Annotated in this window: 18 protein-coding genes and 2 riboswitches; of the genes, 10 read left to right on the top strand and 8 right to left on the bottom strand. The window is 49.3% G+C overall.

Annotation, left to right across the window (positions count from 1 at the left end; genetic code table 11):
• Positions 1-14: 14 nt before the first annotated feature.
• Genes NYE37_RS03125 through NYE37_RS03140 form a run of 4 tightly spaced genes read right to left on the bottom strand, consistent with a single transcriptional unit; the run spans position 15 to position 2,802 of the window.
• Entirely contained in the window at positions 15-764 is a 750-nt protein-coding gene (locus tag NYE37_RS03125; RefSeq protein WP_082240532.1) for an ABC transporter ATP-binding protein, read from the bottom strand.
• Positions 761-1,525 (bottom strand): ABC transporter permease, encoded by a 765-nt coding sequence (locus NYE37_RS03130; protein ID WP_131470906.1) that lies wholly within the window; start codon positions 1,523-1,525, stop codon positions 761-763. The genes NYE37_RS03125 and NYE37_RS03130 overlap by 4 nt, the downstream gene beginning before the upstream one ends.
• The gene (locus NYE37_RS03135; RefSeq protein WP_037993003.1) at positions 1,512-1,811 is read right to left on the bottom strand and encodes a thiamine-binding protein; all 300 of its coding nucleotides are present in this window, start codon (positions 1,809-1,811) and stop codon (positions 1,512-1,514) included. The genes NYE37_RS03130 and NYE37_RS03135 overlap by 14 nt, the downstream gene beginning before the upstream one ends.
• A gap of 1 nt (position 1,812) precedes the next feature.
• The gene (locus NYE37_RS03140; RefSeq protein WP_037993002.1) at positions 1,813-2,802 is read right to left on the bottom strand and encodes an ABC transporter substrate-binding protein; all 990 of its coding nucleotides are present in this window, start codon (positions 2,800-2,802) and stop codon (positions 1,813-1,815) included.
• Positions 2,803-2,878: 76 nt separating this feature from the next.
• A riboswitch (TPP riboswitch) is annotated at positions 2,879-2,989 on the bottom strand.
• Positions 2,990-3,140: 151 nt separating this feature from the next.
• Between NYE37_RS03140 and NYE37_RS03145 the strand changes: the two genes are divergently transcribed.
• The 3 genes from NYE37_RS03145 (at position 3,141) to NYE37_RS03155 (ending at position 6,942) form a co-directional block, all read left to right on the top strand.
• Positions 3,141-4,055 carry an RluA family pseudouridine synthase gene (locus NYE37_RS03145; RefSeq protein WP_062843291.1) on the top strand — a complete coding sequence of 305 codons (915 nt, stop codon included), beginning with the start codon at positions 3,141-3,143 and terminating at the stop codon, positions 4,053-4,055.
• Positions 4,056-4,282: 227 nt separating this feature from the next.
• Positions 4,283-5,887: an esterase/lipase family protein gene (locus NYE37_RS03150; protein WP_052186591.1), complete on the top strand. Its 1,605-nt coding sequence runs from the start codon at positions 4,283-4,285 to the stop codon at positions 5,885-5,887.
• 293 nt (positions 5,888-6,180) lie between these two features.
• On the top strand, positions 6,181-6,942 hold the full coding sequence (locus tag NYE37_RS03155) for an SDR family oxidoreductase (protein ID WP_049720552.1): 762 nt from the start codon (positions 6,181-6,183) through the stop codon (positions 6,940-6,942).
• A gap of 116 nt (positions 6,943-7,058) precedes the next feature.
• Here NYE37_RS03155 and NYE37_RS03160 read toward each other — a convergent pair whose 3' ends face one another.
• The gene (locus tag NYE37_RS03160) at positions 7,059-7,220 is read right to left on the bottom strand and encodes a hypothetical protein (RefSeq protein ID WP_156097693.1); all 162 of its coding nucleotides are present in this window, start codon (positions 7,218-7,220) and stop codon (positions 7,059-7,061) included.
• Positions 7,221-7,371: 151 nt separating this feature from the next.
• On the opposite strand from NYE37_RS03160, the gene NYE37_RS03165 reads away from it, so the two are divergent.
• From NYE37_RS03165 to NYE37_RS03175, 3 genes are all read left to right on the top strand, one after another.
• A complete protein-coding gene (locus tag NYE37_RS03165; RefSeq protein ID WP_049720551.1) occupies positions 7,372-9,924 on the top strand; it encodes a transglycosylase domain-containing protein in 2,553 nt (850 codons plus the stop codon).
• A 90-nt stretch (positions 9,925-10,014) separates the two neighbouring features.
• Positions 10,015-11,058, top strand: coding sequence for a YkvI family membrane protein (locus tag NYE37_RS03170; RefSeq protein ID WP_340711767.1), 1,044 nt, complete (start codon positions 10,015-10,017; stop codon positions 11,056-11,058).
• Between the two features lie 31 nt (positions 11,059-11,089).
• Positions 11,090-11,647 (top strand): glycerol-3-phosphate acyltransferase, encoded by a 558-nt coding sequence (locus NYE37_RS03175; protein ID WP_198241465.1) that lies wholly within the window; start codon positions 11,090-11,092, stop codon positions 11,645-11,647.
• A gap of 6 nt (positions 11,648-11,653) precedes the next feature.
• Here NYE37_RS03175 and NYE37_RS03180 read toward each other — a convergent pair whose 3' ends face one another.
• Positions 11,654-12,448 carry a DUF2797 domain-containing protein gene (locus NYE37_RS03180; protein ID WP_340711768.1) on the bottom strand — a complete coding sequence of 265 codons (795 nt, stop codon included), beginning with the start codon at positions 12,446-12,448 and terminating at the stop codon, positions 11,654-11,656.
• Between the two features lie 142 nt (positions 12,449-12,590).
• On the opposite strand from NYE37_RS03180, the gene NYE37_RS03185 reads away from it, so the two are divergent.
• The gene (locus tag NYE37_RS03185) at positions 12,591-12,782 is read left to right on the top strand and encodes a hypothetical protein (RefSeq protein ID WP_131470908.1); all 192 of its coding nucleotides are present in this window, start codon (positions 12,591-12,593) and stop codon (positions 12,780-12,782) included.
• Between the two features lie 20 nt (positions 12,783-12,802).
• A complete protein-coding gene (locus NYE37_RS03190; RefSeq protein WP_049720548.1) occupies positions 12,803-13,678 on the top strand; it encodes an SDH family Clp fold serine proteinase in 876 nt (291 codons plus the stop codon).
• Positions 13,679-13,923: 245 nt separating this feature from the next.
• Here the strand turns inward: NYE37_RS03190 and NYE37_RS03195 are convergent, their stop codons facing one another.
• Both NYE37_RS03195 and NYE37_RS03200 read right to left on the bottom strand, forming a co-directional pair.
• Positions 13,924-14,244 (bottom strand): metal-sensitive transcriptional regulator, encoded by a 321-nt coding sequence (locus NYE37_RS03195; protein WP_049720547.1) that lies wholly within the window; start codon positions 14,242-14,244, stop codon positions 13,924-13,926.
• A gap of 38 nt (positions 14,245-14,282) precedes the next feature.
• Positions 14,283-15,137 carry an alpha/beta hydrolase family protein gene (locus NYE37_RS03200; RefSeq protein WP_037992987.1) on the bottom strand — a complete coding sequence of 285 codons (855 nt, stop codon included), beginning with the start codon at positions 15,135-15,137 and terminating at the stop codon, positions 14,283-14,285.
• Positions 15,138-15,211: 74 nt separating this feature from the next.
• A riboswitch (cobalamin riboswitch) is annotated at positions 15,212-15,403 on the top strand.
• A 137-nt stretch (positions 15,404-15,540) separates the two neighbouring features.
• Between NYE37_RS03200 and NYE37_RS03205 the strand changes: the two genes are divergently transcribed.
• Positions 15,541-16,497 carry an ABC transporter substrate-binding protein gene (locus NYE37_RS03205; RefSeq protein WP_037992985.1) on the top strand — a complete coding sequence of 319 codons (957 nt, stop codon included), beginning with the start codon at positions 15,541-15,543 and terminating at the stop codon, positions 16,495-16,497.
• Positions 16,494-17,519, top strand: a complete 1,026-nt coding sequence (locus tag NYE37_RS03210) for a FecCD family ABC transporter permease (RefSeq protein WP_052186589.1) — start codon at positions 16,494-16,496, stop codon at positions 17,517-17,519. The genes NYE37_RS03205 and NYE37_RS03210 overlap by 4 nt, the downstream gene beginning before the upstream one ends.
• Positions 17,520-17,524: the final 5 nt, after the last annotated feature.

The following is a 17,524-nucleotide window of genomic DNA, read 5'->3' on the forward strand; positions in this document are numbered from 1 at the left end:
TCCCTGTCATTTATTTAATCCGTTTCCGCCGGTTCCGGTAACAACCAGTCTTCCAGCTGTTTCCGGAGGGATTCCCATGTTTTATCTCCGCGGAGGGAAAAACGGTTTTCCTTGGGGAATGGAACCTTCAACTCTTGATACACCTGCATCGGGCGTTTCGTCAAAATATAGATGCGATCAGAAAGGAGCAAAGCTTCTTCAATGCTGTGTGTGATGAAAAGGACAGTGCGCCGTTCCTTTTTCAGCAAAGCATCCAGCCATTTTTGCATGTGGGTTCGCGTCAGGGCATCCAATGCGCCGAAAGGTTCGTCCAAAAGCAGCCATTCCTTTCCGCTTGCCAAGGTGCGCAAAAATGCCACCCGCTGTTGCATTCCCCCGCTCAGTTCGTGGGGATACAGCGATTCCGTCCCGCTCAAGCCTGCGTTTTCCAAATACCGGCGGATGTGCTCCGGTTTCATTTTTTGATGGTTCAATTCACTGGGAAGAGCAATGTTTTCCGCCACGGTCCGCCACGGGAAGAGGGACGGTTGTTGCGGCATGTAAGCGAAGTTGCCGCGTTTGCCGACGATGGACTGCCCGTTCCACGTAATTTCTCCTTCTGCCGGTTTTTCCAAGCCTCCGATCAGGTGGAACAGTGTGCTTTTTCCGCTCCCGGACGGTCCGATCAAGGAGACGAATTCCCGCTCTTTCACCCGTAAGGAAAGACCGGAAATGACCGGTCCGTTGCCATAAGAAAACGTGATGTTTTTCACTTCCAAAGTCATCGGGAATCCCTCCTTTGATTTCCATTGCGCACTGTCACCATCCGCTCGAAGAATGTGATCAAAGCGAAAAAGAGAAGGCTTAAGCCGGCGACCAACAAAATGGTCACAAAGACCCGGTCTGTGCGGAAAGTGGACGAAGCCAGCTGCATCATCACCCCGATGCCGTTTTCCGCTCCCAGCCATTCGGCGATGACCGCTCCCATCACGCTGTAAGTGGCCGATAATTTCAAACCGGAAAAAAAGGCCGGTAAAGCCGACGGGCATTCACATTTGAAAAAAATTTGCATCCGGGAAGCGCCGGCCATTTTCATATAGGTCAGAAGGGTGCGATCCGTTTCAGCCAATCCGCCCAACAGTGAGACGGTGACAGGGAAGAAACAGATCAGGGCAACCACCAGGATTTTTGGAAAGACGCCAAACCCGAGCCACATCACAAGCAACGGCGCTAGCGCAATCATCGGGATATTTTGCGACAAGATAATCAACGGATAAACCATTCGGCGCAGAGATGAAAATAAATGAAGCACGCCGGCGGTCAAAAGGCCGATGACGGTCCCCATGAAAAGGCCGCTGATGGCAATGCTTGCAGTTGCCCATACGGGAACGGGCAATTGCCGGGACAATGCGAGGGATTCTTTGCCGATTGCCGAAGGGGACGGAAGCACCCAAGGTTCAATATGAAACAAGGAAACCGACATTTCCCATAAGAACAACAGAAAAAGGACGAACCAGACAGGCATGCCCCGTTTAACAATGCTCATCATATTTTTTCGTCAACTCGCTTATCGAAATGCCGTCCGGCTGATACAAGATTTTCACTTGGGCCAGGACGCTGCCGCAACCCATTTTCACCATTTCTTCATGGACTTTCTCAACGATCTTTAGCAGTTCGGACAAGTCCCCTTCCATGGTGGTCTCCAGAGGGCCGACGCGGTAACGGACACCGGATTGGTCAATCAGTTCAATCGCCCGGTCCACATAAGGAATCACTTTTTCCCCGCGGGGGGTTCGCGGCAGGATTTGAAGGCTGACCAGTGCTTGGGCCAATTCAGTTTCCTCCTTCCGGCAAAAATTCATTGGTAAAGGCTTCGTTGGGTACAAATTTTCCCTCCAAAAGGTGGTGATCGCTCAGCCATTTGGCATAGTCCGCCCAAACTTCTTCTTTTTGCCATCCCCAAACTTTGGCATCATCCTTGTAACGGGGGCTGATCCATGCCTGGCTTTTTTTCACCAGTTCGGGATTTAAATCCGGCACTTCCCGGATCAGAATGTCAGCCGCTTGATCGGGATGGTCAATGGCAAACTGATAACCTTTGCTGACGGCTTTCATAAAGGATTGAACGGTTTCTTTGTTTTGGCTGATTTGTTTTTCGCTGGTGATGAGAACCGGGGTGTAATAGTCCAGAGCACGGTCATAATCTTTCAGGTAGACCATGTTCAGCTTTTCGCCGCGCAATTCGGCTTCAATGCCGGTCCATCCGTAATAAATCCACATAAAGTCGATATTTTGTTTGGACGCTTGGAAAAAGTCGACGTTTCCGGTGTTGATGATTTTGACTTTGTTTGCATCCGCCTGATCTTTTTCCATCAAAGAAGTCAGGATCTGTTTTTCAACCGGCGAACCGAAGCCGCCGTAGACTTTGCCTTCAAAATCTTTCGGCCGTTGAATCTGTTTGTCGCGGAGAGAGGCAAAGCCGGAAGTGTTATGTTGCAACACGGCCGCGATGGAAATGATCGGAATCCCTTGGGTTCGGGCATGGGTGACGTTTTCTTGATAACTGACGCCAAAATCGGCCTGCCCGGAAGCAACCATTTGCTCCGCGCCGCTGTTGCCGGGTTGGATAATTTGGACATCAAGCCCTTGTTCTTTGAAATAGCCCTTTTCTTTTGCTACGTACAGTCCGGTGTGATTGGTGTTCGGGGTCCAGTCGAGCACGATTTTGACTGTTTGTCTGGAAGAGTCCCCGGTTGAGGAACATGCCGCCAGAAACAAGGCGAACAAGGTGAAAAGTGCCGTGAGCACCAGACGTTGTTTCATTTTTGTACTCCTTCCTGGTTGCATGCAAAGGGGAAGACACAAAAAAGCACCCCTGATGGAGGGATGCTTGTGCTTGTCTGAAACCATGCGCAATCCCTACGCCGGCATAATCCGGATCAGGTTGTGAGGGTCAGTGTATCGGTACACTATCTCAGCCGGCCAATCTCCGGCTCCCCTTTGCAGGTATTTTTTTGGTTTTGGCATCATTATAACGAATGGATGAAATCATTGTCTATTATATATAATTACAATTATTTACAAAAGGGATTCTTTCTCGTTGATTTCACCCGTGCTATACTAGAAACGTTTGGAATCATCATGTCTTTTTGAGGTGTTTCATGAATAACCAGATCCAATTCACCCATGTCGTTTCCGGAGAAGAAGACGGGAAAATGTTGAAACAAATTCTCCGGAACAAGTACCGTTTTTCCAAAAGAATGATGACCCGCCTGAAAAGGAACCGGTTGGTCACGGTCAACGGCGAAGTGCGTTATTTTACGAGCCGGGTCAGGGAAGGGGACCAAATTGAAATCCGCTATATGGAAGAGGAATCGGAAACCGTCCTTCCCCAACCCGTTTCTTTTGACATTGTCGAAGAAGATGAAGATTTGATCGTGATTGACAAGCCGCCCGGCTTGGTGGTCCACCCCACGCGCGGTTATAAGGAAGGTACTTTGGCCAATGGGTTGATTTACCATTGGGAACAAAGAGGGGAACGAAGAAAGTTCCGGCCGGTGACCCGGCTGGACCGGGACACTTCCGGATTGATGGTGGTAGCCAAACATGCATACACGCATGCTTTTTTGGCGGCCCAAATGGAAAAAAAGCATTATGAACGAAGCTATCATGCCGTTGTCCATGGCCGGGTGGAAGACGAAAGCGGCACCATTGACAAGCCCATTCAAATGTTGCCGGAGGAAAAAGGGGGACGCGTCGTATCTGAGGAAGGCGTCCGCGCCGTTACCCGCTTTCAAGTCGTCAAGCGCTTCCAAGAAACCACTTTGTTGCGTTTGTGGTTGGAAACCGGACGCACGCATCAGATTCGGATTCATTTGGCATCCATCGGCCACCCCATCATTGGCGATCCGTTGTACGGAATCGGGGATGATCAACATCTGATCGGTCGGCAAGCCTTGCACGCTTCTTATCTCCGTTTGCTCCATCCCCGGTGGCATGAATGGAAAGAATGGGAGTCCCCGCTTCCGGAAGATATCCGGCAACTGCTTGAAACATTGGAAGCTGGAGCGTGTTGAATCATTGAGACTTGGCAAGGACAAGGCCGGGTCTGCATGTTCCCCGCTTTGGAACATGCAAACCATTAAATTTTCAAATATTCAAAATTTTATTTGTGGAATTTTATAGAATACGATATAATCAAAATTGAAAAATGGTTTGCAAGACCTTATGTTCTCTTGGAAACGCAAATGTTTCAGAAATAGATGTCGCAATCTTCTGTATATGAAAAAAGGAGGAGATTGTGTTGCGCCGGCCTTGGTGTTTTTTGCTTTGTTTGTTGTTGGCCTTCAGCATGTTTTTGCCCGCCGGATGGGTCGGGGCTGAGAGTGAGGAAATTCCCCCTCCCCAACCGATGGGAAATGTGATCAGCAATCAGTTGCCCCCTCCCTCTGAAGACACCACCCCCGGAACCTGGTTTTTGGGAGCCACTCCGGCAAATGCCGACCCGAACAAACTTCCCATCGTCTTTGTCCAAGGAATGAACGGAAAAGCCCAAAACTGGTGGAACGAGACCAATTATCACGGATTGAATGATATGTATGAAACCGCATACAACAACGGTTACCGGACCGCTTTTGTCCAATTGTATGATGCCGGCGGAAAGCCATCCAGCCAGTGGGATAACGGAGAATTGCTGGCCCGGATGCTGAAGGAAATTTATGACCATTTCGGACAGAAGGTGAATATTGTCGCACACAGCAAAGGTGGTCCTGACACGCAGGCAGCCTTGATTCATTATGGCGCGTATCCGTATGTATCAAAAGTGGTCACCTTAGGCTCCCCGCATCACGGTTCGCATCTTGCGGATCTGGCACACAGTTCCTGGGCCGGGTGGCTGGCAGAGTTGCTGGGACAGCGTTCGGATGCGACCTATTCCTTGCAAACGGGCGAAATGGCAAAGTACCGCGAACAAACCGACAGTCATCCCGATGCGGTTAAAAACGTTTATTACACTGCTGCGGGCACCAATTGGGGACCGAGTTTGTCGGCCTTGTGGTTTGGCGGTTTCTACTTGTCTTCCCATGGAGACAATGACGGGTTGGTGAATGTCTGGAGCACCGATCTTCCTTATGGAAACCATCTGTTTACCAAGGATGTGGATCATGATGCCATCCGGACCGGAACCGTCGCCTTTGCGGAAATCGATTCCGTGCTTCGCTCTGGTCAAGTGGTGCAAACCCGGCAGGATGTTCCCCGGATGAAGGAAGAAAGTGCTGACCATTTTGTCAGAGGGGGACCGTTGACGGCAGGCGAGCAAGCGGAAGAAACGATTTCGGTGGATGCCGGTTCGGAAGAAATCCTTTTCACCGTGCTTACCAAATCCCCTGAAGTGAAAGTCCGGTTGATCTCGCCATCCGGCAAAGTTTACACCGAAACCAGCGGCGTTTTTTCCAAAGCGACGGATGAAGCCTTCTTTCAAGGGGCGGCTGTGCAAATGTTTCATCTTAATGGAAGCCAGTTGGAAAGCGGAAACTGGACGATGCAAATGAACAGTCCGCAAACCGATGCTTATCTCTTGATCACCACCTATTCCGGAGCGGATACCCTTTCGTTCACGCTTCCGGCCAAAGCCGATTCCGGCCGTATCCCCTTACAGATGAATTGGAAAAACACGAATTTGAAACAACTGCAAGGATCCATCCAAGTGATTTCCCCGCGGGGGGAGAAAATTCGAACCGAAAAAATCACCGCCGGACAAATCCTGAAAAATGTACCGGATCTGGCTGACCGCTTCGGGTTGAAGGAGCCGGGCACCTACAATGTCACCATCGATCTTCAGGGAACCAAAGCCGACGGAACGCCTTTTGCACGCACCATCGTCCGGTCGGTTTACATCGGAAAACAGTGAGCGGACCGACGGCAGAGGGTTGCCACATCCTAAATCCGGCATCCGGAGATTTGCGGCGACGGTTGCCGGGAATGTTTGCAAGCAGACTGTGCAAGACAGCGGGCAATGTATCCAAAGTTGCCTGCTGTTTTTTTTATGAAGCAGTTTACCGGCCGGGAGAATCGGGCAATTTTCGGAGTGGGACTTCCAACGCCATATATTATAATAATAGACAAAATTTGCGACCGGGGATGGTATCATAATTTCCAAATGGCCGGACATAAAAATGTTTTGAATAAGGAGATGAATGTTTGATGGCGCAAAAAGAAAAGCCGGTGGCCTGGGTTGTCGGCGGCCCCAAAGGGCTGGGCGTGATGGTGGCCAAAGGGCTGGCTGAGGACGGTTACCGGATTGTGATCAATTATCGACAAAGTCGGAGTGCGGCGCAAAAAATGAAAAAAGAGATCGAAAAAAATGGAGGAGAAGCGGTCATTCTCCAAGGAGATATCAGCAACAAAGAGGATATCCGGCGCATGGTCGGTGAGGTTCGTGAAGATTTGGGGAGGATCGATGCCCTTGTCTGCACGGCCGGACCGTTTATTTTCAAGAAAACGCCCGTGATCGACTTTACGGATGAACATTGGCGTGACATGATCGACGGCAATTTATCCGGCGTTTTTTATTTGGTGCGGGAAGTGATTCCGATGATGCGCAACCAGGGAGGAGGGCGGATCATTACTTTCGGGTATCCGGAAGCGGATAAAGTGTTCGGATGGACCGGTTACGGGCCCTATGCCGCCGCGAAAACGGGATTGGCGGTGTTGACGCAAACACTGGCCCGTGAGGAAGCGGCCCATCAAATTACCGTCAATATGATCCTGCCCGGGGATATTCGCGATCCCTATAAAGAAGCATCCATTTGCGAAGCGAGGGGGAAGGAAGACCAACGCACCCCGGTCGGAAGGCCGGGCACCGGGGAGGATGTCGCACGCGTGGTCCGCTTTTTGGTCCATCCCGATTCCGATTTTATCACCGGTGCCATGATTCCAGTGACTGGGGGTTTCATCAATGGATGATATTATGTAGAATGAGCATAAGATTCGTGTAATATTGCTGTAATATTTTTTAAAAATGACAAACCATTTTGCAGGCTCTTAAGTTATAATGGGTAAGTATTCGAGAGAAGAAAAGATTACTTCTTTTGGAGGAGCCAACTCCAAGCAAACCAACAACCGGCACTGACCAGTCCGCCGATGAGACCGGTGATTCCTGCAACTTTCCATAAATAAAAGGTAAGGAAAAGGCTGATGATCCCGGTCAACCGACTGGAAAAAACTGCAGCTTTTTTGTGCATGACGACGCTCACCACCTTTTCGTTTATCATAGCACAAAAGCGGATGTGCAGGAATTGGTCAGCCTCATTGTCAAATTATCTATAGGTTTTCGTGCTTTTTTGAAGGTGGAAGCATGGATTGGATAGAACAATGGTTTCGGGAGGGTAATCGATGGATGATTTTCGCAGGGTGAGCATGAAAAGTGGTTATAGCCCGATGCCTCCGCGCTCACGCAGTGAACGAGTGGGTCCCCGTTCGCGTTCCCGTTCGGGTGGCGGCGGCGGACGCAAACCGCCCAAAACCGGGTGGAAGAGATTTCTTTCTTGGAAATGGCTTGTATTGGTATTGGTGACATCTCTGCTCCTGATGGTGGGCGGATGTTCAGCCATTATGTTAAGCGAAGGCACTTATGATTTGAAAAAAATTCAAAAAGAAAATATGCCATTTAGTTCCAAACTGTATGATGCCAATGATGAAGTGATTGCCACCATTGGTACGAAACAGCGTGAGTGGGCGGATATTGAAAAGTTAAAAGCAAAAAACCCGATGCTGGTCGACGCTTTTGTCAAAACGGAAGACCGTCGTTTCTATAAACATATCGGGGTTGACTTTGAAGGTTTGTCCCGGGCTGTGGTCAAAAACATCGTCGCCATGGGTGCGGCCCAAGGGGCAAGTACCATCACCCAACAGGTTTGTAAAAACATTATCCTGGAAAATGCCGAAAAAACCATGACCCGGAAGATCAAGGAGCTGGGTTGTTCGCTGAATCTTGAAAAGAGATACAGCAAGGATGATATTTTGGAAGCCTATTTAAACTTTATCGGATTCGGCGGCCGGGTAGCCGGTGTGCGTCTGGCTTCCAAGGTGTATTTTGGCAAGGACCCGGTTGAAGAAAAACTGGAGCCGCAAGAAGTGGCCATGCTTGCCGGGATGCCCAAGGCGCCCAACAAGTACAATCCGCTTAAACATCCGGATAAAGCAATCGAGCGCCGAAATGTCGTCTTGACGATGGTCATGCCGGTGGATGATGAGATGGAGCCGATGCTTTCGGAAGAAGAGGCCAAAAAGCTGGCGCAAAAGCCACTGGAAACTTGTAAAGAATGTGAACAAGAGTATCTGAAACAAAACGAGTTTGATGCTTATAAAGATTTGGTCATTGATGAATTGGAAGAAATATACGGCTTGAATGAAGAAGATCTGGAACAACTGGGACTCAATATTTATACCGGTTTGAATTTGAAAGCCCAAAAAGCGGTGGAAGAGGCTCTGAAAGATGATTCGCTGTTTACCAATAATGAAGGAAAATCTTTGGAGGGGGCCGACGCCGGGATTACCATTATTGATCCCAAAACGGGGCTGATCCGAGCCGTGGGAGGCGGCCGCGAATATAAACCGGGATACCGAAACCGGGCGGTGGCCGATCCGGTGCAACCGGGATCGACGATCAAACCATTGACCGTCTATTCCCCGGCCATTCAGGATCTTGGTTATAATGAGTATTTCACGGTTGAAGACAAAAAGGTGGACTTTGCCGGCGACTGGAGTCCAAGCAACTACTCGGGAGGTCCCAAAGGTGAGGTCAGCATGAAATACATGGTGGCCAACTCGCTGAACTTGTCGACGATTCACTTGTTGCGAGAAGTCGGACTGGAACGGGCCTATAATTACGGGCAAAAACTGGGGCTGGATTTGCAACCGGCGGATAAAGGATATGCACCCCTTGCTCTGGGAGGTTTGAACAAAGGGGTTACTTCCAAGCAAATGGCGCAAGCGTACTCCGTCTTCCCGAATAAAGGTTCTTATAAGCATGCGTACACCATCCGGAAAGTGGTGCAAGGAGACAAAGAGTTGGAGCCCAAAAAAGAAAAAGATGAAAAAGAAACCAAAGTCTTTGATGAAAAGACCGCTTATTGGATGACCCGCATGTTGAAGAATGTCATTACCGAAGGTTCCGGTAAAAAAGCCGCCTTGCATAACGACTGGGATGTTGCCGGGAAAACCGGTACGATCCAAGGCGGGCAAGCCGGATGGTTTGTCGGGTACACCCCCAATATGGTGATGGCTGTCAACGTGTTCTATCCCCAAGGCGGACAGGACAACCCGTACCTGACCGGGGGAAGCGCACCGGCGAAAATCTTCGGCTATGTGATGAACAAAGCGCTGGAAGGGGAGAAACCTCAGAAATTCCAGTTTAACGCACCTGAACCGCAACCGCCGTTTGAGTTGAAACAACCTCAATTAAGTGCGTCGCAACAAAGTGACGGTATTCTCTTGAAGTGGGGTGAACAGGGAGACCGCGTCAAATTCCAGGTATGGCGTGCAGAGGAAGGGCAAGACTTCCAGATGATTAAAGAATTGCCCGGAACCGTGGGAGAATATAAAGATCCCGTGCAACCGCCTCAAGGAGGAAACTTCCTGGATAATCTCTTCGGCGGAGGAGGGCAACCTGCCTCCAAAACCTACCGCTATAAAGTGGTGGCCATTGACACGGAGAAAAACGATCAAAAAGAATCGGGTGTCGTTTCGGTTACACTGGCCCCGCAAGGGGAAGAAAAACCGGATGACGGGGAAAAACCGGAAGATCCGAATGATCCGGGAAATGGAGACGACAACAATAACTTCCCGTTCCCCGGACCCGGCAACGGCAATGACCAAGGGGACAACGGAAATAACGGTGACGATGGCAAGAAGGATGATGACAAAAAAGGAGGATGGCCCTGGTAATCCAAAGACCAGCCAAAAACTTGGCTGGTCTTTTCTTATGCCCGTGATCATAAACTAGTCCTGACAGTCGGACAAAGGGGTTAGGGTTGTATGTGGTCACTGAGGAGATGGAGTTTGGCTCTCCGGATCAGTTTTGTCTATGCGGGAACCGCTGTTGGAGCCGGATTTGCTTCCGGACAGGAAATCATGCAATTTTTTACTTCTCACGGGAAAGACAGCATTTGGGGAGTCCTGTTTGCCATCGGGATGTTTTCATGGTTGGGAGTCCGCATGCTTCTCATGGGAAGCCGGTTGGGCACCCCGTCCTATGAAGATTTCAACTGTTATTTGTTTGGCGAATATTGGGGGAAATGGATGAGCCGGTTGGTCAGTCTCATGTTATTCGGCATCACAACCGCGATGTTGTCCGGCTCGGGGGCTTTGTTTGAGGAACAACTCGGATTGTCTTTTCATTTGGGGGTCATGATAACGGTCTTCATTGCATATGTCGTCATTTTAAGGGGAATGGACGGCATCTTATCGGTCAACTCCCTTGTCGTTCCCATGATGCTTCTGTTTATCGGGATGGTCGCGATTCATGCTTGGAAGACAGCGGATTGGTCTTCTTATATGCCCTTTGCTTTGGTGCCGTCCCGCTATCATTGGTTGGTGCCGTCCCTCATTTACGTGGCTTACAATTTGTCGTTGATGCAAGCGGTCTTGATCCCGTTGGGGGCCAAAGTGGCCGATGAGCCTGTGGTGATGGCGGGAGGGATGATGGGTGGCTTGGGCTTGGGCTTGATGCTTTTTGCCAGCAACCTCGCCATGCAGATTTATTGGACGGATGTGTCTCATCTGAAGATTCCCATGGCTTTTGTCATCAGCCGGTTGGGCGCCGGGCTCAAATACTTCTTTTTATTGGTGATGTGGGCGGAGATTTTGACCACCCTCATCGGCAATGTATACGGGTTGACCGTCAGTTTGAAACCGTGGATTCCGTACCATCCGGCAATTGTGATGGCTGTGATTTTTGGATTGGGCTATCTGTTTTCCTTGTTCGGTTTTCCGGTGCTGATCGGGTTTTTGTACCCTTTTTTCGGTTATGCCGGGCTGGTGACCCTGATCCGGTTGGCACTATGCCGTTTGCCGGCATAATTTGTTAAAAAACAGGGAAGGAGGGGACAGCATGAGTTTTGTTTGTATCTTGGCCGGCGCTTATCTGATGGGAGCTTTGCCGCTTCATCTCTGGGCTTTGGGAAAGTATCCGTTTCGATCCCAATTGCAGCCGAGCGAATATTTTTTAATAATTGTAATTGACTTGGTGAAAGGAATGGCAGCAACTCTTTTCGGCATGGCTTTGGGAGGGTGGCCGGGAGCGTGCTTTGCGGCTGTCCTGGTTGTCGCCGGCAGTATGTATTCTGTGTTCTTGGGTTTTCAAGGGAATTACGGATTGACCGTCGCAGCGGGAGCATTGCTGATTTTAAGCCCGGTGTTGGTTTTGGTGGGAATCATTATTTATTTTTTCAGTTTGCTGTTCACCCGTTATCTGTTTTTGTCCACACTGCTTACGACCATGGCGATGATTATTCTCGGATTGATTCTGGTGACCCATTTTTATGCATGGCTTGTCATTTTGGTTTTGGGAAGCCTCATTCTCTTCCGAATGAAGCCGAATTGGCGGCACATCCGCCGGAATTTGGGACCGCCGTACCGGTTTAAAAACTTCTTTCGCCGGATACATTAAAAATGCTCAAAGCGAAATGGAAATTTTGTATCCGGCATGTTTGCGCACCTGAAATACTCCGGTGTCAAAGATTAAGTATTGTGCTTTGATGCCGATCAATGTCCCGCGGATGGCCGGTTGTTTTTTAAAGTTCAGGGAAGTGATTTTATCGGGAACTTGAAGCTGGGGATAAGTGAATTCATGAATTTCCGTTTCAGGAAGGATGCAAGGCTGGAACCGTTCCGGCAGTTTTTTGATCAGTTCTTTCCGGGTTTGATACAAATCCGCGTCATTGATTTCATTTTTCAGCATTTTGCGCCAGTTGGTTTTGTCCGTAATGAATTGGGAAAGGAACACTTCCGCTTCGCCGGCGTCTTTGCGTGTAGCCACTTCCAAAACGGGCAATGCCTGCACCGCCCCTTGATCGATCCAGCGGTTGAACCGGTTGCTTTTTCGCGTGATGCCGACTTTGATATCGCTGGATAAAGCGAGATAAACAATATGGGGGCACATGCAATGATGCTCGCCGAAGGCGTTGTCCCGGCAAGTTCCCTGATGGAAATGGCACAATTCCGGTTTGACGATGCAAAGATCATTGACCGGGAGTTTTTTAAAACAAGGAAAGCATGAGCCGTTGTTACCGTAAAATTTTTTGGTTTTCCGTCCGCAATACCGGCATCGCAATTCATCCAGAAATCGGATTTCCATTTCCCTGCCCAAAAAATCATTCAAAGGGATGACTTGGTCATCCACTTTCAGCTCATAGTGTACAGGCCGGGCGGGGCGATGCTGAAGCGGCTCTAAAAATCCGGTGTATTTCACTGTAAAACTCCTATCTTTATGGAATCGACTTAATATATTAGTATAGCAAACGGGAAAGTGCCCAACAATGGAAAGTCGGGGGAATCACCGTGATCTTTCGGAAAGGGAATGCATATAGTATACTAAAAAAAGGAGCTTGCGAATGAGACAAGGAGGGAAGCAAGCGATGTTTGACACACTCCTTACAGCCAAAGAGAAATTGTTGCGCGAAAACAACCGGAATGATTTTGAGTGCTTTGCCAAATCGGTGCAAAAGCTGAAAAGGGATATGGAGGCTTTGGGAATCAAGCCGACGAAAGAAAAGTTGTACGGCCGTCCCTATCAAAGCCAATAATGAAAAGAGAAGGAGATTCCATGGATCACCAACAATTTCCAAAGCAAAGTCCTCTTTATCACGCTGTCCATCGCGACCGGTACGAACGGCAGGCATTGATGAGAGAATTGGAAAAGAAGACGGGGCGCCGCATTTTGGTGTACATGGCGAACCTGACCCATCCGGACAGCGCCATTACCCGGGAAGATATTGCTCCGTTTTATGAGATTGTTTCTTCTTTGGAGGACTCGTGTGATGTGGATTTGATCATCGAAAGCCCCGGTGGCGATCCGAATGCGGCGGAAACATTGGTGCACACGCTGTTTTCCAAAACCAGGCATCTTCGGGTGATTGTCCCGCAGGCAGCCAAAAGTGCGGCCACCTTGATCAGCCTGGCTGCGGATGAAATTGTGATGAGCGACACATCGGAACTGGGTCCGATCGATCCTCAGGTTTCGATTCCGACCGTGCTCGGTTATCAATACCGGCCCGCTCAAGCTTTCCTGAACGGACTCGAATTGATTAAAAAAGAACATGCAAATGGACAACCTTTAAATGCAGCCTATCTTCCTTTTTTGCAGGGCGTGGATGCGGCATTGATTGACTTTTGCCATAAATCGATTGAACATTCGAAACGTTTGGCCATCAAGTGGTTGAGCCGGTCCATGTATAAAAACAATCTGCTGAAGGCCAAGCGGATTGCCGAGACGTTGATCAACATAGACAAATATCCGAATCACGGTTCAGTCATCGGTTATGAGGAGGCCAAAGCGATCGGGCTGAAAGTGGTGTACCAACCGGCCGGGGATGAATTCTGGCAGGGAATGTGGCGTCTTTACACGCGTTATTTGGTGTATATGCGTGAGAAAACCGCCGTAAAGTTGTTTGAAAGTCATGATGTCTCCATCACGGTTTAAAATTTTATTTTTTCATTTTTTGTTGAAACTTTTCCGAAGCATGATCCGTTATAATAGATAGAGAAGCAAACATGCATGACGATGCAACAATGGATGGAGCAGAGAAAACAACTTTCCTTTCCAATTTGTAAATGGATGATCTCATGTTCTCACGCGTCACTGATGGCAAGTAGAAATCCAAAACGTTTGACCCCCTTAAGCAGACAGGTTGGCGGGATCCGCCAACCTGTCTGCATTTTCACTGCTTATTTCATCAACTTATTCATGGTCACAAGCAATTCGTCAATCACTTCCATTTCGCCTTCTTGGAGACGTTCCACCACACAACTTCTCAAATGGCCTTCCAAAAGGATTTTGCCCACACTGTTTAAAGCCGATTGGATCGCTGCAATCTGATTTAACACATCATCGCAGTAAGTATCATTGTCGATCATTTTTTTGACACCGCGAATTTGCCCTTCAATGCGGTTGAGCCTGGAAATCAGATTGTTTTTCACTTTGTCGGGGTGGTGGCTTTTCCGGGTTTCCCCCGCCGGGCAATCCGAAGACGATTTCTGCGTTTGCATTCCATTCACCTGCTTTTTACATGATGCACCTGCTATCATTATACCTGTTCAGGAGACAAATGCTTCAGAAAAAAAGAGGAGGTGGTTTGAATCGCCTCTTCCAGCTGCGGAGTCATTTTTTCAAAAGGATGAACCGCACCCATGGTGTGATTGGCCCCTTCGATGAGACGAAGCGTGGCCTTGTCTGCCAGATCAGCCATTTCTTTTGCTCCTTCCATAAATCCGGGGAGATCTTCGGTTCCTTGTACGATGAGCAGAGGAAGATGCAGATCCGGCAGACGTTTTTTGATGTCAAACCGTTCCCGGTTCTGCCGGATGTCATCGATGACTTCCCGGCGGACGGGCAATAGTTGTCCGGTGCGTGCATTGGATATATAACCGATTCCCTTGCGCTTGATGTCGTCCATCACTTCAGGAGCAAAGAAGTCGGCCCGGTGAATGCTGTTCCAAACAGCAACCGCTTTGATCCGATCCGGGTGATCCAAGGCATGGATCAGGCTGTTGCCTCCTCCGCGGCTGTGGCCGAAAAGTCCGATTCGTCCCGGATCGATGGCATCCGCATACGGAAAGTCCCCTTCGCGGACCTTTTGGATTAAAAAGGCCAAATCTTCTTGTTCCCGGCTGAAGGTGTTCAATGAAAATTTCTCCAACTCCGTAAAGTTTTCCAAATCCTCGCCGATTCCATTCATGGAAAAGTTAAACGTGACGGTGACAAAGCCGGCTTCTGCCAGTTTTTCGGCCAATACAGGGAAAAATCCCCAATCTTTGAATCCTTTGAAACCGTGACAAATGAAAAGGACCGGCGCAGGTAGTTGCGGTTTTGGCAAACGGATATCTCCGCGGATGACGCGATTTTCTTTTCCCAAATCAAAAGAAAAAGATTTTTTAAGCAAAGTGTGGTCTCTCCCTTCCGCTGCAGGTCTGAAAATTGAAACCCGTTTTCCTTTCTTTTATAATGATAACGAACGAAGTGAATAGAAGAAAAGGTCTTTCTCCGTTGGGAGAAAGGTAATAGGGAAGACCGGTTGGAATCCGGCGCGGCCCCGCCACTGTATTTGGGGAGGACGGCTCTTAATGCCACTGTTTTCGCAAGAAAATGGGAAGGCGAGCCTGACGATGACCCATAAGCCAGGAGACCTGCCTTTTCTGTTTACTTACGTTCTCCTTCGGGGGTGAGGAGAGACGTATGCACTTGGCCCGTTGTGTGTCTCATGCCGGGCTGGTGTTTTGCATGCATGTAACTCCTGTGCCCCGTCAGCACGGGTTTTTTTATTGGCCACAGAGAGGAGTTCAAACATGAAACGATTCAAGTGGAAAGTTCTTTTCCTGGGGATCGCACTTCTGGTCTTGATCGGCGGAATTGCCGGTTGTTCCCCGCAAAACCTGGATGATTCAGCCGTGCAATACGGGCCGATGCAAGACAGAAGCGTCCATTATCCGCTGACCGTAAAAGATCAGACGGGCAATCTGGTTCAGATTGAAAAAGAGCCACAGCGTATCGTATCCCTGATGCCGAGCAACACGGAGCTTTTATTCGCACTGGGAGCAGGAAAGCAAGTGGTCGGAGTAACCGATCAGGATGATTATCCGGAGGAAGTCAAAAATTTGCCCAAAGTCAGTGCATTCCAAATCAATGCGGAACAAGTGGTGGCTTTAAAGCCGGATCTGGTTGTGGCAAGTTCCGGAAATGAAAAAGAAGTTCTGGATCAATTGAAAAAAATGGGGATTCCCGTGTTGGTGGCCGATCCCCAAAGCACCAAAGAGATTTATGAGGCCATTGTCATCTTGTCGCAGGCAACCAATCATCTAAAAGAGGCGGATCAATTGGTTGCCAAAATGGAAAAACAATTGCGGACGGTTTATGCCAAGGTGGCTCAAGTTCCGGAAGAAAAACGGGTGAAAGTGTGGATTGAATTGGACGACAACTTGTATACGGTCGGGGGAGACACCTTTATGAATGAATTGTTCCAATTGGCCGGCGGAAAAAATGTGGCGCAAGGGCTGAAAGGATGGCCCAAAGTTTCTCCGGAACAAGTGGTGAAATGGAATCCGGATGTGATTGTTTCGTTGCATGGCAATATCGAAGAAATTAAGAAAAGGGCAGGCTGGCAATCCATCCGTGCCATTCAGGAAGGCCGGGTCTACGCACTGGATCCGGATTTGTTGAGCCGTCCCGGGCCGCGCGTTTACGAAGGGGTCAAACAATTGGCTGAAACATTGTATCCTGACAGGTTTGGTGAGAGTGCCCGATGACGATCGGAAGAAGGAAGTGGTTGTGGGGAGGAGGGTTGTTGGTTGCCCTGATTCTCTCCGTTTCCCTGGGGGTTTTTCTTGGAAGCACGGATGTCGGATTTTGGACGGTGTGGAAAGTTATTTTGCAACATACCGGTTTGGCGGACGGGTTGAACATGGATGAAGCCGATGCCGCTATTATTTGGGAGTTGCGGCTTCCCCGGGTGTTGTTGGTGGGTTTGGTCGGAGCTTGTCTGGCGACGGCCGGAGTGATTTATCAGGGATTGCTCAAAAATCATTTGGCGGACCCGTATATCCTGGGGGTGTCCTCCGGTGCGGCTGTCGGAGCGGCTTTGGTTATCATCACCGGCTGGGGGGACCGGTCCGGTTGGATGCTTCCTCTTTTTGCTTTTCTGGGCGCTTGTCTGGCACTTTTGTTGGTGCTTCAGCTTGGGAGAGGACGGAGAGCATCGCAGGCGAGTTCATTAATTCTGGCCGGCGTGGTGGTCCAAGCGTTTTTCAGTGCGGTGTTGACTTTGGCCATTTCGACTTCCCCGGAGGAAATGCAGCGGATTCAGTTTTGGCTGATGGGCAGTTTTGCTTTTCGCGGGTGGCAACACATCGGTTTGCTGTTGCCATTTTTTCTCATCGGCTTTCTCGTTTGCTGGCGGTTTTCACGGGAGCTGAATTTGATGGTGTTGGGAGAAAGATCGGCTCACCATCTGGGTATTCATGTGGAAAAAATGCGGATATTTTTATTGATCATTGTTTCCCTGATGACCAGTGCGGCTGTTTCCGTTTCGGGAATGATTGGCTTTGTCGGATTGGTGGTCCCCCACATCATGCGCATGTTGACGGGGGCGGATCATCGGTATTTGCTTCCCTTGTCGGCGCTGTTCGGGGCTTCCTTTCTCATTTGGGCCGACGGGTTGTCCCGGATTGTGCTGGCACCCCGGGAACTCCCGATTGGTGTGGTGACAGCCTTTGTGGGGGCTCCTTTTTTCGCGGGCATTTTGCGCAGACATCAGAGAAGTCAGGGATGAAAGGA

This window comes from Thermoactinomyces sp. FSL K6-2592 (assembly GCF_038006465.1).
Taxonomy (GTDB): domain Bacteria; phylum Bacillota; class Bacilli; order Thermoactinomycetales; family Thermoactinomycetaceae; genus Thermoactinomyces; species Thermoactinomyces vulgaris.